This window comes from Paenibacillus litoralis (assembly GCF_046244365.1).
In the GTDB taxonomy this organism is placed as follows: Bacteria; Bacillota; Bacilli; order Paenibacillales; family NBRC-103111; genus Paenibacillus_V.
Genome location: NZ_CP176395.1, coordinates 3,998,834 through 4,018,054, shown reverse-complemented (window position 1 = coordinate 4,018,054; position 19,221 = coordinate 3,998,834). Strand labels below are relative to the sequence as shown.

Annotated in this window: 11 protein-coding genes; all 11 read right to left on the bottom strand. The window is 56.1% G+C overall.

Going from position 1 to position 19,221, the window contains the following annotated elements:
* Positions 1–11: 11 nt before the first annotated feature.
* Positions 12–2,447 carry a DNA gyrase subunit A gene (gene gyrA, locus ACKGJP_RS16370; protein ID WP_409346684.1) on the bottom strand — a complete coding sequence of 812 codons (2,436 nt, stop codon included), beginning with the start codon at positions 2,445–2,447 and terminating at the stop codon, positions 12–14.
* 30 nt (positions 2,448–2,477) lie between these two features.
* Positions 2,478–4,466, bottom strand: coding sequence for a DNA topoisomerase IV subunit B (gene parE, locus ACKGJP_RS16365; protein WP_409346683.1), 1,989 nt, complete (start codon positions 4,464–4,466; stop codon positions 2,478–2,480).
* Positions 4,467–4,738: 272 nt separating this feature from the next.
* Positions 4,739–5,731, bottom strand: coding sequence for an ABC transporter permease (locus ACKGJP_RS16360; RefSeq protein WP_409346682.1), 993 nt, complete (start codon positions 5,729–5,731; stop codon positions 4,739–4,741).
* Positions 5,724–6,752: an ABC transporter ATP-binding protein gene (locus ACKGJP_RS16355; RefSeq protein ID WP_409346681.1), complete on the bottom strand. Its 1,029-nt coding sequence runs from the start codon at positions 6,750–6,752 to the stop codon at positions 5,724–5,726. Before ACKGJP_RS16355 ends, ACKGJP_RS16360 begins: the two co-directional genes overlap by 8 nt.
* Positions 6,753–6,772: 20 nt before the next feature.
* A complete protein-coding gene (locus tag ACKGJP_RS16350; RefSeq protein ID WP_409346680.1) occupies positions 6,773–7,702 on the bottom strand; it encodes a GDSL-type esterase/lipase family protein in 930 nt (309 codons plus the stop codon).
* A 228-nt stretch (positions 7,703–7,930) separates the two neighbouring features.
* Positions 7,931–9,211 carry a LysM peptidoglycan-binding domain-containing protein gene (locus ACKGJP_RS16345; RefSeq protein WP_409346679.1) on the bottom strand — a complete coding sequence of 427 codons (1,281 nt, stop codon included), beginning with the start codon at positions 9,209–9,211 and terminating at the stop codon, positions 7,931–7,933.
* A gap of 571 nt (positions 9,212–9,782) precedes the next feature.
* A complete protein-coding gene (locus tag ACKGJP_RS16340; RefSeq protein ID WP_409346678.1) occupies positions 9,783–10,547 on the bottom strand; it encodes a sugar phosphate isomerase/epimerase family protein in 765 nt (254 codons plus the stop codon).
* Between the two features lie 167 nt (positions 10,548–10,714).
* Positions 10,715–12,544 carry an ABC transporter ATP-binding protein gene (locus tag ACKGJP_RS16335; RefSeq protein WP_409347179.1) on the bottom strand — a complete coding sequence of 610 codons (1,830 nt, stop codon included), beginning with the start codon at positions 12,542–12,544 and terminating at the stop codon, positions 10,715–10,717.
* 65 nt (positions 12,545–12,609) lie between these two features.
* Positions 12,610–14,433, bottom strand: coding sequence for an ABC transporter ATP-binding protein (locus tag ACKGJP_RS16330; protein WP_409346677.1), 1,824 nt, complete (start codon positions 14,431–14,433; stop codon positions 12,610–12,612).
* 700 nt (positions 14,434–15,133) lie between these two features.
* Positions 15,134–15,295, bottom strand: a complete 162-nt coding sequence (locus tag ACKGJP_RS16325; RefSeq protein ID WP_409346676.1) for a hypothetical protein — start codon at positions 15,293–15,295, stop codon at positions 15,134–15,136.
* A 60-nt stretch (positions 15,296–15,355) separates the two neighbouring features.
* On the bottom strand, positions 15,356–19,105 hold the full coding sequence (locus ACKGJP_RS16320; protein ID WP_409346675.1) for a dynamin family protein: 3,750 nt from the start codon (positions 19,103–19,105) through the stop codon (positions 15,356–15,358).
* Positions 19,106–19,221 lie beyond the last annotated feature (116 nt).

The following is a 19,221-nucleotide window of genomic DNA, read 5'->3' as shown; positions in this document are numbered from 1 at the left end:
ACTCCGTGATGCTAAGTAAGTCTGACCATATCGGCGATTACATCGCCTTTTTGAACGGGGACAAGCAGTTTGCCGATCGCCTTGCGCTCCTCGATTGGGGCCGATTCCGTAGAGAACGTATGCTTCTCTCCATTCGCCGTAACCGCCATAATGGCGTACGACTCTTTGACGGAAAACGCCCGTACGAGCTCGGAGCCGTTCGGCCGCACTCGCTTCCCTTCTTTGAACTCAAATGTAATGATCCCTTTGCCGCCGCGTCCTTGGACGGGATAATCCATCAGCAGCGACGATTTGCCGTAGCCGATATCCGAAACGACCATAATCTCGCCTTCGTCTCCGTTCACCCATACCGCAGATACGACATCGTCGTCCTCTTTCAGCTGGATGCCGCGTACGCCGCCGGCAGTCCGGCCCATCGTGCTTACTTCCATCTCACGGAAACGAATGCTCATGCCTTGTTTCGTGACCAGCAAAATATCGCGCAGATTGTCGCTAGGCTGCACCGTAATCACTTCGTCGTCATCCGCCACTTTGCAGGCTGCGATGGCGCCGGAGCGGTTCGTTTCGTATTCCGCAAGATCGGTCCGTTTCACCTGCCCGCGTTTGGTAACGAAGACGAGCGATTTGCCCGGTTCCTTGAAGTCTTTGACCGGTACGATGCTGACGATGCGGTCTTCCTTCGTAATCGGAATGACATTGACGATCGCCGTACCGTTGTCCTTCCATTTGAATTCGGGAATTTGATGGACGGGCAAGAGGAAGTACTGGCCTTTCTTCGTGAAAATGAGCAAATTTTCGATCGTATTCACGTCGAACAGGTAGCGAACATAGTCCCCTTCCTTCAGGCCCGTATTGCCGATTTCGCCGCCCGAACGGGTGAACGACAGCTTGCTGGTCCGCTTGATATAGCCTTCGCCGGACAGCGATACAAGCACATCCTCCGGCGTCACCATAACCTCCAGGTTCACTTTAATTTCTTCGACCTCGCCCTGAATGTCGGAACGGCGATCGACCCCGTATTTCGTCCGGATTTCGCCAAGCTCATTCTTGATGACGCCGATCAGCTTCGCTTCGCTTCCCAAAATGCCCCGCAAATACTCGATCGTTTTTTGCAGTTCCTTCAGTTCTTTCTCCAGCGAAGTGATTTCCAGGTTGGTCAACCGGTACAGCTGCAAAACCAAGATCGCATCGGCCTGCCGCTCGGTAAACCCGAACTTGGCGACCAAGTTGTTTTGCGCGTCTTGACGGTTTTTGGAGGCTTTGATCGTTGCGATGACCTCGTCGAGAATGTTCAGAGCCTTGACGAGTCCCTCCACCACATGCGCACGGTCTTCAGCCTTCTCGAGCTCGTACTTCGTGCGGTACGTCACGACTTCCTTCTGATGCTCGATATAGGCATGAAGCATCTGCTTGAGGCCGAGCTGGCGAGGCGCTTTATTAACGATCGCTACCATGTTGAAGTTGTAGGTCACCTGCAAATCCGTCTTTTTGAGCAAATAGGCGAGAATGCCCTGCGCGTCGGCGTCTTTCTTCAGCTCGACAACGATCCGCAGCCCGTTTCGGCCGCTTTCGTCGCGCACCTCGGCAATGCCCTCGACCTTCTTCTCCAGACGGATGTTTTCCATAGCCGTAACGAGCCGCACTTTCACGACCTGATACGGGATTTCGGTGATGACGATTTGCTGGCGGCCGCCGCGCATATCTTCGATCGCCGTTTTGGCGCGTATGTAAATACGTCCTTTGCCGGTTTCGTACGCCTCGCGTATGCCCTCGCCGCCCATAATGATACCGCCGGTCGGGAAGTCCGGCCCCTTGATGAGCTGCAGCAAATCGTCGAGCGGCAGATCCGGCTTATTCATCAGCGCCACGCAAGCATCGATGACCTCGCGCAGGTTATGCGGCGGAATTTCCGTCGCAAACCCGGAGGAAATGCCGGTTACGCCATTGACGAGTAAATTCGGGTAACGCGAAGGGAGCACGATCGGCTCCTTCGTCGTATTGTCGAAGTTGTCGCGGAAAGGCACCGTTCTTTTGTCGATGTCGCGAAGCAGCTCCATCGCGATTTCGGATAGCCGCGCTTCGGTATAACGCATAGCCGCCGGCGGATCGTCGTCCAGCGAGCCCCAGTTGCCGTGGCCGTCTACCAGCATATGCCCCATTTTCCACGGCTGCGCCATCCGGACCATGCCGTCATAGATCGACGAGTCGCCATGCGGATGGTAGTTCCCCATAACGTCCCCGACCGTCTTCGCCGACTTGCGGTACGGCTTGTCCGGCGTATTGCCGGAATCGTACATCGCATACAAGATCCGGCGCTGAACCGGCTTCAAGCCGTCGCGCACATCCGGTATCGCACGGTCCTGTATAATATATTTGGAATAGCGGCCGAACCGGTCGCCGACTACATCTTCAAGAAAGGCAGGTAAAAACTGTTCCAACATACTCATTTGCAGACCCCTTTACACATCAAATCGGAACTACTCCTCATACTCGGTGAAATCGACGTTCTCGATGATCCAGCGCTTGCGCGGATCAACCTTGTCGCCCATAAGCGTCGTGACCCGGCGTTCCGCTTTCGCGGCATCCTCGATCTGCACCTGGAACAGCTTGCGCGTCGCCGGATCCATCGTCGTCTCCCACAGCTGATCGGGATTCATTTCGCCGAGCCCCTTGAAGCGCTGCAGCTCCACTTGCTTGCCCATCGCCTTCAGGACGACCTGAAGATCGTCTTCGGAGTAAGCATACTGGATCGTCGTCGATTTGCCGCTCTTCTTGCTGGCTTTAAACAACGGCGGCTGGGCGATAAACACCCGGCCCGTGTCGATCAAAGGCTTCATGTACCGGTAGAAGAAGGTCAGCAGCAGCACCTGAATGTGCGCGCCGTCCGTATCGGCGTCGGTCATGATAATGATTTTGCCGTAGTTGCTCTCCTCGGGATCGAACTCGGAGCCGACGCCCGCGCCGATAGCCGAAATGATCGCTTTATACTCGTCGTTCTTCATGATATCGATGAGCTTCGCCTTCTCGGGGTTCATCGGCTTTCCTTTGAGCGGCAAAATGGCCTGATGCTTCGAGTCGCGCCCTTGCTTGGCCGAGCCGCCGGCCGAATCGCCTTCGACGATAAAAAGCTCGTTGCTCGCATGATCCTTCGACTGCGCCGGCGTCAGCTTGCCGTTCAGGTTCGAGCTTTCGCTCTTCCCCTTCTTGCCGCTGCGGACCTCTTCGCGCGCTTTACGCGCCGCTTCGCGGGCTTTTGACGCCTGTACCGCTTTTTTGAGCAGCTGCTGCGCCGTCTGCGGATTTTCCTCGAGGAAAACCGCCATTTTGTCCGCTACGACCGAGTCGACCGCACTGCGGGCCGATTGGCTGCCGAGCTGGTCCTTCGTTTGTCCGACAAACTCGACGTCGCCCATCTTGATATTGATGACCGCCATCATGCCTTCGCGGAGATCGGTTCCGTCGAGGTTTTTGTCCTTTTCCTTAAGGATGGTCAGCTTGCGGGCATAATCGTTCATCACGCGGGTGAATGCCGTTTTGAAGCCCGTTTCGTGCGTACCGCCGCCCCGGGTCGGAATCGAGTTAACGAAGGAGGCGAGCGTCTCCGTATAGCCGTCGTTATATTGAATGGCGACCTCGACCTCGATCTCGTCCTTCTCCGCGCTGAAATGAATGACGTCGTGCAGCACCGTTTTCTCTTCGTTCAAGAAGCGGACGAATTGACTAGCTCCGCCCGCGTACTCGAAGGAATCCTGTCTTCCGGAACGCTCGTCCTTCAGATTCACCTTCAGCCCCGAGTTCAGAAACGCGATTTCCTGCAGCCTCTCGGCAAGCGTATCGTGATTGATCGCCGTTCCTCCGTGAAACACGCGCTTGTCCGGCTTGAACGTAACCTTCGTCCCCGTACGGTTCGTGTTGCCGATCACCTCGAGGCCGGATACCGGCTCGCCTACATGCTCCTTGCCGTTCGCGTCGACCCAATATTCGAACCGCTGCTTATGTATTTTGCCGTCGCGGAAAATCTCCACTTCCAGCCACTCGGACAAGGCATTGGTTACCGAGGCGCCAACGCCGTGCAGTCCGCCCGACTTTTTGTAGCCGGAGCCGCCGAACTTGCCCCCCGCATGAAGCATCGTAAAAACGACCTGCGGCGTCGGAACTCCCGTCTTGTGCATGCCGGTCGGAATACCGCGGCCGTTGTCCCGCACGGTGACCGATTGGTCCGTATGGATCGTTACATCGATCGTCGTGCAATATTTGGCCAAATGCTCGTCGACCGCATTGTCGACGATTTCCCAAACCAAGTGATGCAGGCCGGAAGCGCTCGTGCTGCCGATATACATCCCCGGCCGCTTGCGTACGGCGACAAGCCCTTCCAGTACTTGTATGTCATCCGCATCATAGTCCGCCTTTTGCGGCGTTTGCTGCGGAACGGTTTTCGTTCCAAACAAATCGATCTGTTCGGCCATTCGTAAAGCCCCCTCCAAGGATAACGGCTGTGCCGTCCTAAACATTTACACAGAAAACGACTTCAAAAGCATCGTCCAAAACGATATTCGGTTACCTGGCAATCGAGAAATCGCCGGCGCTTGCATGCTCTGACGATACGAAATATGCCGGCAGTACTGCGGACAAACCCGCAGAGGCACGCTGCCGGCACGAAAGAAACGGTTTCGATGGCGGTTCCAGTTGCCGGATTTCCGCTTGCTGTCCGTTACCCGTAATTCGTCACTCTGCTATCTTAATTCAAAATATCCCGTTTCGTAAATACGCGGAATGCCACAAATAAAGCGGCAGCCGCCCAAATCGCCAGTACGGCCAGTGAAAAAGTGATCGTCATTCCCGCGATCGGCGGCGGCGATCCGACCAAATAGCCGATCGTGTCGATGTTGACCATAAATAAATATTTGGCCGTTTCCCATGATGATACCATGTTCGCGAGGATCGTGCCCGCAATCAGCGTGGCCAGCATAATGCCGATCCCCGCGGCCGTGCTGCGTACGAGCACGGAAACCATAAGCGACATGCAGGCGACGACGACGCAGGAAAACCAGGCGAGCCCGAATTCCATTAAAAGAAACTGCCACTGCTCGATCGCATGCGTATTGGCCGTGCTCAGCTCGCCGCCGACGAACTGATAGCCCGTCAGCACCGGAGCGGTCCATCCCCCGTAACCGAACACAAGCCCGGAGATTAGATAAGCAAGCGCTCCTGTCGACAGAATGATGAGCGAGACGAACAGAACCAGCGTCAAAAATTTGCTCATGAGCACTCTCCAGCGCCGTACGGGCCGCGTCAGCAAAATTTTGATCGTGCCCGTCGACTGCTCCGACGATACGATATCCGCCGCAATAACCGCAATAAGCAGCGGCAGGAAGAGCGTCACCGAGTTTTTCATAAATTCGCGCGTGAAGGTAACCCCGTTCGGGCTGTTCGGGTCAATGTTCTTCTCGAGCGCATACTGTGACTTTCTGAGCTCGACACGCAGCATCTTTTTCCATTCCTCGGTCACGCGTCCGCTGGAAAGCCGGTTCGTAATATCCGAAATTTTTTGCTGCTCGGTCACGCGCCAGTTGTCGGTACCGAACTGCTTGCGCGTATTTTGCGCGACTTTCAGTTGTCCGTATGTAAAAACAGGCACGAGGATGGCGACGATTAGAATAACGACGAGAAACCGCCTTTTTTTGAGCATTTTAACGGTTTCGTTCTGAATGAGCGGCAGCAGCCTAATCAATCGTTTCACCCTCCGTCAGGCGCAGGAACAGATCTTCCAGCGTCGGGTTGTAGACCGTAATCGCGTAAACGTCGACGTCCGCCTCCACCATAAGGCGGTTTACGCGGGGGATGTCATGCTGCGGCATATCCGCGTCGATCGTAGCGATTCTTGCCGCGGATATCTTCTCCGCCGTCGCGGTGGTTCGTTCAGGTCCGGCTGTACCGAGCGACGCGGCCGTCAGCGAGAGGCCGTCCGGCTCCGGGCCGGCTTCCGTCTCGCGAACGGTTCCGTTCCAGCCGCTCTGACGCAAAACCGCAAGCGCGCGTTCGGCCGGAACGGCCCGCCAAACGACCGACGCTTCGGACCGGCTGAGCAGCTCCGAAACTTCGCCTACGGCGATGACGCTCCCGTGGCTGATAATCGCAACCCGGTCGCACATCAGTTGAATTTCGCTCAGCAAATGACTCGAAACGAAGACGCTCAGTCCGTCTTTAGCCAAATTGCGAATGAACACGCGCATTTCCTTGATGCCCTGCGGATCGAGTCCGTTCGTCGGCTCGTCGAGAATGAGCAGCCGTGGCCTGCCGAGTAGTGCCTGCGCAATGCCGAGCCGCTGGCGCATGCCGAGCGAGTAAGTGCGAACCTTATCGTAAATGCGCTTATCCATGCCGACAATGGCCACGACTTCGCGTATGCGCGCATCATCGACGTCCGGCAGCATTCGCGCGAAATGCTCGAGATTTTCCCAGCCGGACAAATAGCTGTATAGCTCCGGGTTTTCGACGATGCAGCCGATGTTCCGCAAAGCGTCGTTAGGGCGCTCGCCGACCGGCACGCCGCATATCGAGATCGTGCCGGTCGTCGGCTTAATCAGATCTACCAGCATACGAATCGTCGTCGTCTTGCCTGCCCCGTTCGGACCTAGAAAGCCGAACACTTCGCCCGCGTAAACGTCGAACGATATCCCTTTGATGATTTGCTTATTTTTGATCGTTTTGGTGATGCCCCTGACGGACAGCACGGTTGAAACGTCGCTCACCCCGCACCTCTCCCTTCGCTTTACTCCAGCACCTGCAGCACGCGCTCCGCCATCCGCTCGTAGCCGAGCGCATTCGGATGAAAATGGTCGACGGACAAATAACGCGTCTGTTCGCGTTCAAACAAATCGTAGGTCGGCACGACCGTTACATTGGCGTATCGGTTCGCCGAGGCGAACGCCTTCGCATTCCACTCCTGAATGACAGGCGATCCGATCCGGTCCGGATCGGAATCCAAATACGGATGGTAAAGCCCCACATATACGATACGGGCTTTCGGGTTCAGCTCGGCGAGCTTCGCCAGAATGGCGGCAAGCTTGTCCGCCGCTGCGGGAAGCTGCTTGCGCAGCGAATCGAAATCGAGGTTCAGCGATTCGGGCAAAGCGGCAGTGCCGGAAGCCGAGGGCGGCTTAGGCGTCGCTTGGGCAGTCGGCGCAGGCGTAACGGCCGTGCCCGGCGATACGGCAGGCGCTCCCGGTGCAGGCGATGCAGGAGCCGACCCGCCGGCAATGTTCGCCGCACGGTTCAGGTCGTTGCCCCCGATCGTCAGCATAATGACGTTCGCTTGCTTGACGAAGCCGGGCAGCTGACTGTCCGCCGCGTTCAGCTGCATCAGCAGCTGCTCCGAGAGCTGGCCGTTCACCGCATAGTTCCAGATGAAGACGGGCTTCTTGTATGCCGCTTCAAGCCCTTTTTTCACTTTGCCGACATACCCCTCGCCGGTTTGATCGCCTGTCCCTTTGGTCAAAGAATCGCCTAGGGCAAGAATGTTTATTTTGTCCTGCGAAAGCATGTTGTCCTGCCGATCGGGCGTCTGAGCGCCGTCAAATTCGCCTGCCGCCGAAGGAAATAAAATGTCCTTGACCGCATAGCCGAATCCGAATACGAACAATAAGGTGGCAAGCAGTCCGGCAATTCCCGCGACTCTCCACAACAAACGCGTCGATCTCATTATGGCCCTCCCCTGCAAGACCGGTGCACAGCCAGAGCGTCTGCGGCATGTCTGCGGCAACCGCCGGTTGATTCCGTTACTTTGTTTTATCGACAAGCACGTACAATAAGATTAAATGTTCGCTCCAAATTTTGCAACTAATTGAAGAAAACGCTTACGCCAAGACGCGGAAGCCGTTCCCCCGGATAGAAACGAAAAAGCGGCCCCAAAGGACCGCCTGCAACCCGTTTATTTATACGATTTGATTTTGAAATTGTCCTCAAGCAGCACCCAATTTGACGTGAACGGCTTGCCGAGCACCCAGTAGCTGATGCCGCGGAGGCCGTATTCTTTAATTAAATTAAACTTGGCTTGCATGCTGCGCGGATCCTCGAACCAGACGACATGCTCTTTTCCGTCCCGGTCAAAGTAGGTATAGTGAGGAGCCTGGGACGTGTAATCGTACTGTATCGCGGCGTTGACGCGGGCCGCCTGCTCGACCGCTTCATCGATGCCGAGCGTGCGGGCGAACTTGCCTCCTTTGACAAAAGGCAAGGTCCAATCGTATCCGTACAAGGGTGCGCCCATCATAATTTTTTTCCGCGGAATAACGGATACGGCGTAGTCCAGCACTTTTCGTACCTGCGGAATCGGCGCGACCGCCATCGGCGGACCTCCCGACCAGCCCCATTCGTACGTCATGATGATGACAAAGTCGACGATGCGGCCGTGTGCGGCGTAATCATGCGCTTCGTACCATTGCCCGGCCTGCGCGGCGCTTGTTTTGGGCGCAAGAGCCGTAGAAACCAAATGGCCCTCCAGATGGGCTTGCCGCGTAATTTCCCGCAAAAAGTCGTTATACTTCTCGCGGTCCTCCGGATACAAATGCTCGAAGTCGATGTTTAGCGCATAGTAGCCTTTATCCTTCATCACGTTCAGCACATTGCGGATGAGATTGCTCCGGACCGATTCGTTCCGGAGGATGGCGGCGCCTATGTCGCCCGAAAACGTGCCCTCCTCGAAATTCGTAATGACCATCATAGGCACGGCTTTCGTATCCTTCATCGCCGACAGCGCCTGGTCGACACGGGGAGCAACGAGATCGCCTTCGCGCGTAACCCGGTATTGGAACATGCTGATATACGTGGAATGGGGAGCTGCCGTCTTCACGCGTTCCGCATCCTGAGCCGTTCCGGTCGGCTGCAAATAGGAGTTGACCTCGATCGTCGGCTTCGGCCGGATCGGTATGCGAATAACCATTCCGGGCTGCAGCTGAGCAAAATGGATCGACGGGTTCAACCGGCTGATCTCCTGCATCGTTACCCCGTACAGCTGGGCAATCGACCACAGGCTTTCACCGGGCCGTACCGTATGAATCGAGCCCGCCGTCGGTACGACGAGCGACTGCCCGATCACAAGACGCTGCGGGTTCGAAATGCCGTTCGCCTCGATAATCGAGGCCGGTGTCACGCCGTAGCGCTGGGCAATCGCCCAGACCGAATCGCCCGGTCTAACAACTTCAATATGCATGTGGGGGGACCTCCTCAAACTTTTCGCAAGAAAAGTTACTTCGTAAGCGGCAAGTCGTCAGACTTGCTACTCCGTTTCGCGAGAAACGCAGCTTCGTAAGCGGCAAGCCGTCAGACTTGCAGCTCAACCTTTTCGCAAGAACTTCCATTTTCAATCCGGTACGAGCAGATCCCGGGTTCCGTCGGCTCGCCGGCCGCAGGGCGCTTCCAGACGCCCCTGCAACGCAGCAATAACGCCGGCGCATCAACCATTCGAGTCGTCATGAGTAGCCTATTCAGCTAATGCCCAATCGGTGACTGCATGTGAAGGAAAACTGCCGGATAACCGGGCAGTGACAAGGATCAACCGTCAGGGAAGTTTCACCCTGTCGGTCCTTTTTGTGCGAAGCCTTACGTCTGCGCGTGGGAGAGGAGACGGGTATGAGATTCCAGCCGCTCTTCCACCCCATACCCGCCCCCTCTTCTCACCTTCCCTGCTTTCTGTTACGTCTTGCCTCCCTACCTGTCTTGGAAATCAACAAAAAACCCGCATATGGATGCGGGTTCCGGTTTCCTATCGTCTTGCCGTTACGTTATTTCGCCAGCTCGTCGGCAAGCTTGTTCAGGTTATCCAAGCTGATCTGCATGCTGTCCATCGGGTTGCCCGGGCATACGTCCTGCTCGACGCAGTACCATTCGATGCCGTTTTGCTCGCCCCAAGTCAAAATCGGCGCAAAATCGATGACGCCCGTGCCGATTTCGGCGAACGTTTGCCGTTCGTCGTTCGTCATATCCTTCAAGTGAATGATCGGCATCCGGTTTGCGTAAGGAGAGATGAACGAAACCGGGTCGCTGCCCCCTCTTTTCACCCAATAAACGTCGATTTCGGCGAGCAGCGCATTGTCCGGAGCAGGCTCCAGCAAATATTCGAGCGCCGACTTGCCTTCGATGACCGTGTCGAATTCCCAAGCATGGTTATGATAGCTGATCCGATAGCCTTGCGGAGCAAGCTTGCGGGCAATATCGTTCATTTCGCTGCGGATCGTGCGGTATCCATCTTCATTGCGCACGGACTCGGGAAGACCCGGCAAAATCAAGTCTTTCGTGTTAAAAAGACGGGCCTCCTCAAGCACCGTGTCCAGCTCGCCGCGGAACCGGTCAAGCCCGATATGCATCCCTGCCGTGCCGAGCCCCGTTTCCTTCAGCACCGATGCGATTTCTTCCGCGCTGTAGCCGCGCAGTCCGGAAATTTGCACGCCGGCCCAACCCATTTTTTTCAACTCGCGCAGAACGCCGGGAAAGTCTTTCTCAAGCTCGTTGCGAAGCGTATACAGCTGTGCCGAAAATTTGCTCTTCATGGATTTTACACTCCTTCGAATGGGGAAATGAAAGTAAGCTATATGAGCGATTCAACTGAATTGTTCACGTTAACATCAAGTGTAAAAGAAAACCTCCGGGAAGGCAACATGAAAATAACTTGCGTCTTTTCAGGCTGCCTTCGCTTCGGAGGGAAGAGCTTTATCCTCTAGCTTGCTTCGCTAAGAAAGCGGTACTGCGCTTGAATCAAGCCGTAATAAATGCCTTGATGCTCCATCAGCTGCTCGTGGCTGCCGCTTTCCATAATGCGGCCGTGATCAAGCACCACGATATTGTCACAGCTGCGGATCGTCGACAACCGATGCGCGATAATAAAGGAGGTGCGGCCTTGAAGCAGCGTCTTGAGCGCCTCCTGAATTTTCAGCTCGGTTTCCGTATCGATGCTGGCCGTCGCTTCGTCGAGAATGAGCACGCGAGGATCGGCGAGCAGAGCACGCGCAAAGGATAAAAGCTGACGCTGCCCCATCGACAGCACGTTGCCGCGCTCCTGCACCTCGGTATCGTAGCCCTGCGGCAGGTTGACGATAAAATCGTGCGCATGGACGGCTTTGGCCGCCGCTTCCACTTCCTCGTCGGTCGCATTCAGCTTGCCGAAGCGGATGTTGTCGCGGATCGTACCCGAGAAAATGAACGTATCCTGCAGCACGATGCCGACCTGCGAACGCAAGCTTTCGATGGTGACGTCGCGGATATCGTGACCGTCAAGGATCACGTTTCCTTGTACCGGATCGTAGAAGCGGCAAAGCAGGTTAATGATCGTGCTTTTGCCCGAGCCGGTATGTCCGACGAGCGCCACCGACTGCCCTGCCCGCACTTTCAGGCTAATGCCGCGAAGCGCAGGGCGGTCTTTTTCGTATTCGAACACGATGTCTTCAAAATGAATGTTCCCTTTGATCGGCGGCAGCTTGGTTGCATGCTTCGCTTCGGCAACGTTGGGCTTCTCATCCATAAATTCGAAAATGCGCTCCGAGGAGGCCATGGCGATCAAAAGCTGCGAATACATTTGTCCCAAACGGTTGATCGGCTCCCAGAAGTTGCCGATGTAAGTCGCGAAGCCGACCAATACGCCGATCGTCACTGCGCCGCTCTGCACGAGTGAAGCGCCGTACCAGAACAAGATGCAATACCCGATCGCCCCGGTTACCTCGATGATCGGTCCGAAGCTTTGGTTCAGCGCGGTTGCGTTGTTCCACGACTTGCGGTTCGTATCGTTCATATTTTTGAAATAGCCGATATTTTCCTTTTCCTGCGTAAACGCCTGCGTCACTTTAATCCCCTGAATGGATTCGTTCAAGTGGGAGTTGATCCGCGACTGCTTCGTCCGAACGTCCTGCCATGCCCGGCGGATCCGCTTGCGCAGCGTAGTCGACACGAGGAACATAAGCGGTACGGTAACGATGATCGCAAGCCCCAGCTTCACGTTCATACTGAGCAAAATAATGATGATACCGACCAGCTGCACCAGATCGATCAGCACGTTCACGACGCCGTTCGTAAACAAATCCTGCATCGAGTTTACGTCGTTCGTCACGCGAACGAGCACAGAGCCCGCCGGACGCTTATCGAAAAAACGGAACGAAAGCTGCTGGATGTGGCTGAACAAATCCTTCCTCAGGTCGTAAATGACCTTCTGTCCGATGTTGTTCATATAGCGGATGCGGTAATTATTCGCCAGCCACTGGACTACGTAAACGCCGGCCATAATGCACACGATCGTAATCAGCTTCGAGCTGTTTCCTGCGATTAAGGCATCGTCGATTGCCAGCGTGATCAGAAAAGGGATCGCCAGCTTGGTAAGCGTACCAAGCAGCATCGTAATGATGATGATCGGCATCATTTGACGCCCGTAAGGCTTCAAATAGTGCGACAACCGGCGCAGCTGGCTCCAGTCGAATGCCTTCTCCATCACTTCGTCGTCTTGATAAGTAAAACGTTCATTCGCCTTTGCTTGATTGGGGCCGGCGTCTCCCGTTTTCACTTCCGGCTCGGCCTGGCTTCCGTTATCCGCCGTTTCCTGCCGACTTCGTTCTTCCTGCTGTCCGCTCACTGCGCCAGCCTCCTCTCCAAACGAATGACTTCCGCCAATTTGCCTTGCTCCTCATGCTCGGCGGCATCATGGCCGTTATTGTCTTCCTGCGGTCGATCCGCATATTGAATGTTATACGTGTCGAGATACGGCCCCGGCTGCTTCAGCAGCTCTTCATGCGATCCGCGCTGCACGGTATGGCCCTTGTCTAATACGATAATCTCGTCGGCATGACGAAGCGAAGAAATACGGTGCGCGATGATAAATGTCGTACGTCCCTTCATCAGCTGCTTGAAGCCGGCTTGGATCTCATGCTCGGTTTCCATGTCGACGGCGCTTGTCGCGTCATCGAGAATCAAAATTTTCGGATCCTTGAGCAGCGCCCTGGCAATCGCGATACGCTGCTTTTGCCCGCCGGACAATCCGAGTCCGCGCTCGCCGACGATCGTATCGTACCCGAGAGGCAGCTCCATGATGAAATCATGCGCTTTAGCCATCTTCGAGGCCTCGATAATTTGCTCCAGCGAAACGTCGCGGTTGCCGTACGCAATGTTGTTCCGAATCGAAGCGGAGAACAGGAACGTCTCTTGGAATACGAGCGCCGTCTGTTCGCGCAGATCCCGAACTTGAATATCGGCGATATTACGCCCATCCAGCGTGATTTTGCCTTCTTTGATGTTGTACGCCCTCAGCAGCAGCTGAATCACGGTCGATTTACCCGCGCCCGTACCGCCAAGCATGCCGATCACGCTGCCCGGAGGGGCATCCAAACTGAAATCGGTAAGCGCCGGCTTGGCATCCGGATAGGCAAACGTAACGTTTTCATACCGTACATGGCCTTTTACTTGATCCGGAATCAGCTTTACGGCGTTTTCCTTGTCTTTGACGTGAACGTATTGGTGCAAAATCTCCAGTACGCGCTCACCGGATGCTTTGGATTGCGTATAGTTATTAATGTGGAAGCCTATGCCCCACATAGGACCGATAATGTACCAGATTAGGCTGAAGAATGCGACCAGCTCGCCGATCGTCATCGATTCTTCGATCACCAGGTAACCGCCGGCGCCAAGAAGCACGACTACGCTTAAATTTGCGAACAGCTCCATAACCGGAAAGTATTTCGCCCAAATGTTCGAGGTTTGGATGTTCGTATCTTTATAAGCGGTGCTGCGCTCGGAAAATTTGTCGATTTCGTAAGGCTCGCGCGCAAACGATTTCACCGTGCGAACGCCGGTAATATTTTCCTGAACCGCCGTCGTCAAATCGCTCATCGATTTGCGGATGCTGCGAAAGGCGGGATGGATGTTTTTCTCGAATTTCATCGCGGTGAAGACGAGAAACGGCATGGTCACGAACGTGATGAGCGTCAGCTTCCAGTTCAGCGAGAACATCATGGCCGAGCCGAATACCACCATGAGCACGACGTTCAAAATTTGCGCGAACCCAAACCCGATGAACTGGCGGATTGCCTCCAAATCGGCCGTTAGCCTCGACATCAAGTCGCCCGTGCGGGCCTTGTCATAATATTGAAAGGACAAAAATTGCAATTTGTGATAAAGCGCGCCCCTCATGTTGTAAGCGACTTTGTTGCCGAGCCAGCCGCCCGACAAGCCGTGCAGGTATTGCAGCAGCCCTTTGACGGATACGACGCATACGACCGCAAGCGCCAGCCTCGGCACCATGCCGTATTCCTCTTTACGGATTACATCGTCGATCAAATAGCGCAGCAGGTTCGGATAAACGAGCCCGAGCGCCGTGGCTAATACCAGACATCCGATCGATACAAACAAAAGCTTTCGATCCGGCCAATAATACTCCTTCAATTGCTTGAACACGTTCACAGTGACAACCCCCTACAAACTTTCCGTCAGGAAAGTTCTTCGTAAGCATAGTTTTCCTCTGCCGGATAAGATTGTAGGAGCGACTGAACTTCCCCTCGCCGGGAAAGCCTCATCGCAACCCTGGATCCTTTCCTTTAGGGAACTGTTTTTGAATGCATACGCTGCATGATTATTCATAGTTACAACCAGAAAAGCTTTTCAATTTCCCAGAAACCCGTGAAACCAATTCCGTTTTGAGAAGTGGTGCTTCGGAACATGCGGTGTTAGCGCACCGCCGGATGAAACGACATCGCTTCGCACCCCTACGTCGGATTTGCCCCGCAAATCGCAAGATTTTTGCAGCAAAACTCCTCCTCTTAGCGTGGTTGATTTCGAAACCGATTTAGCGCGTTTACGGGCTGGAAAAGCTGGAATAGAAAGCGATTTACCAAATTGTGTACCCGTAATACGTTGAATGTTAGCACCATATGAAACATACGGCAATGAGTGGAATCCCGCATATAACCGCTTATACTTACATATCATGTTGAAATGCAAACACAATCCAACGTATTCTCTTAAATCGTGCCTTTCAGGGCCAATGAAAGCCCTTTCGTGAAAAACAGAAAAAACGCATTCCGCATTATTTTCCCAACTTTCCCATAACCGTAGGAACCCGGAAAAACCCATGCGAATATTGTTCTATCGAAGCGAAAATTGTTCAAATCGGAGAAAATCGGTATAGCGGAAAATTCCGAACCGTTCGGACGCGCGAACGATCCGTGATGCCCATTCGCCCGGTGTCGGCTTCATGCAGCGGCTTCATTTCGGAATGATTGGTCATGTAGTAAAAGAGGATGAACGTTCCTTTACCGACACGCAAAAAAGACTGCTTCCCTTCATTTCGAAAGGAAACAGTCTTTTTCTCGTTATAAAAAGCGGGTCAAGCTTTAACGGCCGCTTCTTCCCCGTACAGCACCTCGAGCTGCTCCTGCATATGCCTGAGCTTATCGAAATCGACCTTCATCTCCAGCGCGTCGCGGATACCCGATACATGCTCGGCGGCGGCTTCGAGCAAGGCGCCCCGCCTTTCCAGCAGCAGTCGTTCGAACTGACCGCCATACATGTCGGCAATCAAACTCCGGTGGCGCTCCAGATAAGCGGCGATCGGCTCGGCAAGCTTCGACTCGAGCGAAGCACGAAGCTTTTGCTTCCCTTCTCCTTCAAAGAAATGCTTCCCGCTTTTGAAAAAGCCATGCAGCCATTTCTCGTCCGCCTCGCCGATCTCAAGCGTCTCCTCTACCTCCGGAGTAGTGAAGGAAGCTTTCTCAAACGGTTCGCTCTCAAATGCCGGCAGCCGCTCACGCACGCCCGCGGCTTTTTCCGAAAGCATGGTTGCTGCGCTCCGGTTCATAAACTGTTCGACGCGCAGCGTCGTGGCGAGTACTTCTTGCGAGAAATCGTAAGAAAGCAGCCTTTGCAGCTCGATCCAGGCGGAACGAAGCAGCTTGCGGATATCGCCGCCGTCCTCGCGCAGCGAAGCGGGGTTGAACGCCATCTGATAGAAGTCGCCGAAGCGGTACATCGCCCGCTGCTTCACGTAATACAAAAGCTCCTGCGTTTCTTTCCCCATATCCTGCACATAGCTTGCGGAGAGCGGGGCTTTCAGCTCCGCTTGTACCGCTTCAAACGCGTCGTCCAGCGCGCGAAGCCGTTCCTTGCGCTCAGCCTCGCCCTGTCTCGCGCTCGCCATCCATTCCTGCAAAAGCGCGGAAGCGCGTTTCATTTCGTGCTTGGCCGCACGCACCGTAATGCCGGTCAGCTCCTCGAACGTAAAGCGGATGAAATCCTGCTCGAAGGGCTCGATGCCCGATTCTTCGACGAGCTTGCGGTCCGCCTGCATTTTGCCTTCAACCGCCAGCTTGCTTGATACCGGATAAATGCGCGGATTGCGAATCCCGTGCTTGAGCAGGTTATCTTCCACATGCGCGACGACCTGTTTGAGCTCGTCGCTGTCCTCCGCCAAATCGGCGGCATTGACGATGAAAAACATTTTATCCATCTCGAAGCTGTCCTTGACGCGCCCCAGCTGGAGCAAAAATTCACGGTCCGCCTGCGAAAACGCATGATTATAATACGTGACGAACAAGATCGCGTCAGCATTCTTTATATAGTTAAAGGCGACGCCGGTATGCCGGGCATTAATCGAATCGGCCCCAGGCGTATCGACGAACACGACGCCTTGGTCGGTCAGCTTGTTTGCGTAATGCAGCGCAATCGTTTCGACGAAACAGGATTTCCGTTCTTCGGCGACATACGAGGCAAACTGCTCGAAACCGGCGATCAGCTCCCGGCCGAAGCTTTCTTTCGCTTCGCCGTAGCCCTTGGCGACCGCCTTCAGGAACGTGTAGTGCGCTTTGCCGCCCGCGTTCACCTGCTGCGGCGCGATCGCTTCAATCTTGGCGAGCGCGTCGTCCCAGCCGCCGCTTGGATGACCGAGCACGCGAAGCGAGTAGCGAACCTCTTCGAGCACCGCTTCCTCCTGCTTCATCTTCACGCGCACGGTGCCGTGCGGATGCTCCGGAGTCGCCGGTACGATCGTATTGATCGCCGCGGTCGTCGGGTTCGGCGAAACCGGCAGCACCCGTTCGCCGAGCAACGCGTTGGCGAACGAGGACTTGCCGGCGCTGAACGCTCCGAACAAGGCGATCGTAAAGCGGTTGCCGGCGAGCCGGTCGGCTTTCTCGCGCATCGAGCGCGCGATCGAGCCGAGCGCCGGGATGCCGCCGACCAGCTCGGCGGCGCCGCGCAGCTGCACGGCGGTGTCCCGCAGCCGCGCGGCATGCGCGCCCGCGGCGCCCTCGCCTGCGGCGGCGGCCTGCGGCGCCTTCGCCTGCGCCGCCGAGGCGGCTTCGCCGCGGCTCGCGGCGGCCGGCTGCGGCTCCGCCGGCGCCGGCACGGCGGCGCGCTCGCCCGGCGCGGACGGCGCAGCGGCTTCAAGCGCCGCGCCGTCCGGCACCGCCGGCTTCGCGGCGGCTCCGCCCTCGCGCAGCCGCTGGCGCAGCGCCTCGGCATACGCCGCCTCCTGCGCGCGCAGCCGCTCGAGCGCCTGCTGCGCTTCGCAGCGCCGTTCCAGCGCCGCAAGCTCGGCGCGCAGAGCGTCCGCCTCCGCCCGGCTCGCCTCCGCGAGCTCGGCATGCGCCCGCTCGAGCACCTCGAGCGACAGCCGGCGGAACTGCGTCTTCACCTCGCCAGCGATCTGCTTCGCATAGTTAAGCGTATATTCCCCGGTGAAGCTGGCGCCCGGCTGCACCTGATTGGCGAGCCACTGCGGAGATACCTCGAAGGCTATCGAATCGACTGCTCCTGAGTAGGCTTCGCCCTTCAAACCGGTCTCTTCCAGCGCCGCCTTGACCCACGTCTGCAAATGCCAAGCGATATTGGCCCGAACGCGCTCGCTGAAATCGGCCTGAAACGCCGCCAGCCGGCTTTCCGTTTCCTTCGCCGTCTTCGCAGCCCCTGCAAAAAAGCCGACCTTAAAGCCTGGCTTCCGGGCTTGCAAGTAATGCTCGGCCAAATCGCGCGTACCCGCCGGCGTAATGTTCGCGTTGTCCAAAAGCTTCTGGAGCTCTATCTTCCAATCCGCCAGTTTCCTGTCCGCCTGCTCCGTCAAAGCGGCAAGCTCCCGGCGTTTGAGGTTGAGCGCTTCCGTCAAAGACGCCGCATCGCCGCCGTCTGTTTCCGGCTCCGTTCCCTCGCCGCCCTCCTCGTCCACAGCTTCCGCGCCGTGGGCGTCCTGCAACGGCTTTACGTCCGCGGCGATCTCGGCCAGTTTGCTCTTCTCCGCCTCGTTCTGCGTTTCCAGCACCTTGGCATGATCGCGAATCAGCTGATCCGCCGAACAAATGGCGGACCATTCGCGCAGCTCATCGGCCTTCTCCTGAAGGCTGCCGATCAGCCAGAGCAGCTTTTCCCACTCATGATGCGGATGATCGGGATATTTCAACGACAAATAGACGAAACCGTCAGGCGAAATATGCCAGTTGGCGAACGCCTCCGCAACGCCTTGGCGGAAAGCCTCGAAGGTCAGCTCCTGCTCGCGGTGCTTGTCGATTTGATTGACGATCAAATAGATCGGCTTGCCCCATTCCTTCAGCTTTTTGGCAAACTCGAAATTCATTTCGGAAAGCACATGATTGTAATCCATGACGTAAAAAACGACGTCCGCCAAATGCAGGGCGGATTCCGTCGCCATACGGTGCGCATCGTCGGTCGAATCGACGCCCGGCGTATCGAGAAGCGCCAGCCGGTCGCCCAGCAGCGGAATCGGATACGAAATATCGATGGATGCGATGTCTTCCCCATTTTTGCAATAGGCGTCAAGCTCTTCGGGAGCGATGACCGCCGTGCGCTCTCCCGCCGAACCGCCCGTGCGCGTAACTTTGACCGCCGGAGCGCCATTCCGGATCGCTACGATATTCGCGCTTGTCGGAATCGGACTGGAAGGCAGCAGCCGGTGGCCGCAAAGCCGGTTAACCAGGCTGGATTTCCCCGCGGAAAAGTGGCCGCAGAATGCGATCGTCAGCTCGCCCGACGAATATTTCCGTTCAACTTCCGCCAGCTTTTCCGCATGAAGACCGTCCCCCGACTCCCGCATCAGCTGCGCAATGTCCAAAAGCGTTTGATTATTCATTCTTGTTCCCCCCGCTGCCCGGTCGTACCCGGGATCGGCTGCCTCTCCGCAGCCTTCTCCCGTACTCTCGTAAATAACCCCACGCTACTGAAGCTTTGTGGAGGCCTTTCCTCTTC